Below are 2,391 nucleotides of genomic sequence, written 5' to 3'. Positions count from 1 at the left end.
ACCTCTCGGCCGTCGCCTCGCCCTCGCCGCTGTGGCCGACCGTCACGGCTCTCGGGGCGATCGCGACCGGCGCGATCCTCATTCTGGTCCTGTTTCCCAGCGTGGCGCGGACGATCGTGACCACGCTGCTGCCGTGGAAGCCCGTCGAGCGAGCGGTGTCGGCGTTCGGCAAGATCCCACGCGAGGAGGGCGTGATGCTCTTGGCCCTCTCGAGCCTTCGCTACGTCGTGTTCTCGGGACAGTTCGTCATGCTGGCCCACGCCGTCGCCCCGGAGGCAGCGTGGAGCGGTTTGTGGCTGAGCGTCGCGCTCATCTTCTTTGCCAAGAGCGCCGTGCCCCAGGTGACCCTGGGCGACCTGGGCGTCCGAGAGGGCGCGGCCGTCTTTTTCATGGGTGCGTACGGCGTCCCGGCCGCGGCCGCCCTCGACGCGTCGCTCGCCCTGTTCGCGCTCAACCTGCTGTTGCCTGCGCTCGTCGGAGCCCCGTTCCTTCTCCAGCTCCAGCTCCGCCGTCGCGCGTCGTCCGCTCCCGTCCTCGAGGCCGAGGCGTGACCACGATCTGGGGCGTCCTGCTGTGCATCGCCGGGCTCGGGTACGTGGCCCGTCTCGCATCGTGGGCCGTCGGCTTCCAGCGCGAGGCGCGCCGAACGGACGCCCTCGAGGCCGATGATCGGTTGCCGACGATCACGGTCGTGGTCCCCGCTCGCGACGAGGAGGAGACGATCGGGCCATGCGTCGACTCGATCCTCGCGATGGACTACCCGGCCGACCGCCTCGAGATCATCGTCGTGGACGACGACAGCAGCGACCGGACCGCCGAGCGCGTCCGCCAGCGGATGCGCGCTACCCCGGCCCTGGCCGGTCCCGTCCTCGAGGACGACGAGTCCGAAGGCGAGGGGCAGCTCCGGCTGGTCCAGGTCCCCGAGAACCGCCGGCGCGACCGGGCGCACAAGAAGCGGGCGATCGAGAAGGCCGTCATCCACGCGAGAGGCGAGATCATCCTGACGACGGACGCCGACTGCGTCGTCCCGGCGATGTGGGCCCGCTCGATGGCAGCGCAGTTCGAGGGACCCGAGATCGCGTTCGTGTCCGGCCCCGTCACCTTCGAGGTCCGCCCCGAGGACGGTCTTTTCGTCCGTCTCCAGGCGCTCGACTTTTTCGGCGTGATGGCGTGCGGAGCGGGCGGCATCGGCGTCGGGCGGCCGAGCCTGGCCAACGGCGCGTGCGTCGGCTACCGACGCGAGACATTCGAGGCGCTCGGCGGCTTCTCCGGCATCGACCACGTCACGAGCGGCGACGACGAGCTGTTGATGCAGAAGGTGGCCTACGGGACTCCTCTCGATGTCCGGTTCTGCTCCGACCCCAGGGCGCTCGTCGTGACGGAGCCCGTCCGCGACGTCCACGCGTTCGTCCACCAGCGCAAGCGGTGGGCCTCGAAGAGCGCCAACTACCCGCCGTCGCTCAAGTGGATGCTGGCCGGCGTCGCCGCGTTCATGGTCCCGCTCGTCGCGACGATGATCGCGGCCCCGTTCGTTCCTGGCCTGCGGGTGTGGCTCGCCGTGGCGCTCGCCCTGAAAGCCATCGGCGACCTGTCGGTCCTCGTCCCTGCCGCCCGGCGGTTCGGCCTCGAGCCGTTGCTCGCGGCTTACCCGATCCACTTGGTCGTCCACGCACCCCAAGCACTACTCGCCTTTCTGCTCGGCCCGTGGGGCGGCTTCGAATGGAAGGGCCGACAGCTCGACCAGTAGGCCGCGTCCTCGAGGACGCACCGCCCTCGAAGACGACGGGCGTACCATCGCCAAGACTTTCCGTTCGCCTGTGCTGTCCGTCCAACGCTTGCGAGACACGACCACGGCACGCGTAGCGACAGCCCTACTCCCCGGCGCGATCGGCCGAGGCCCGACGCACGATGCCGACGGCCGGCCGCTCCTGTACCTCACCGTCGACGACGGCCCCGACCTCGAGGGCACGCCGCTCTGGCTCGGCACGCTCGCTCGGCACGACGCCCACGCCACGTTCTTCCTGTCGGCCGGTCCCGCTCGCGCTCGTTCTGAACTCGTGAATGCCATCCTCGAGGACGGCCACCGCATCGGGAACCACGGTGGCCCGCACCGAAGCGCGTGGCGGATGACGCCCGGTCCCGTCCTCGAGGCCTTCGAGGACGCGGAGGCGACGCTCGACCAGATCGCGGGCGCCCCGGTCCGAGACGTCCGCCCGCCCTACGGCCGCGTCACGCCGGGTCTCATCCGGTGGTCGCGACAAAGCGGCCGCCGCCTCGTCCTGTGGGACGTGATGCCGGGCGACTTCCTCGACCGCTCGCCCGAGACGCTGGCCCGCGAGATCCTCGAGACCTCGAGACCGGGATCCATCGTGGTCCTCCACGACGGCCCAC

The 2,391-nt window shown here is 70.6% G+C and carries 2 protein-coding genes and 1 pseudogene; all 3 read left to right on the top strand.

Going from position 1 to position 2,391, the window contains the following annotated elements; all coding sequences use genetic code 11:
- A pseudogene (locus WBA11_RS17365) lies at positions 1 to 551 on the top strand (hypothetical protein); the annotation flags it as partial.
- Entirely contained in the window at positions 548 to 1,747 is a 1,200-nt protein-coding gene (locus tag WBA11_RS17360) for a glycosyltransferase (RefSeq protein ID WP_424521901.1), read from the top strand. The pseudogene WBA11_RS17365 and the gene WBA11_RS17360, both read left to right, overlap by 4 nt.
- 70 nt (positions 1,748 to 1,817) lie before the next feature.
- A partial coding sequence (locus tag WBA11_RS17355; protein WP_424521900.1) for a polysaccharide deacetylase family protein occupies positions 1,818 to 2,391 on the top strand: 574 nt, incomplete at its 3' end.

Source organism: Rubrivirga sp. (genome assembly GCF_049648075.1).
Classification (GTDB): Bacteria; Bacteroidota; Rhodothermia; order Rhodothermales; family Rubricoccaceae; genus Rubrivirga.
This window is presented reverse-complemented; position numbering and strand designations above follow the sequence as displayed.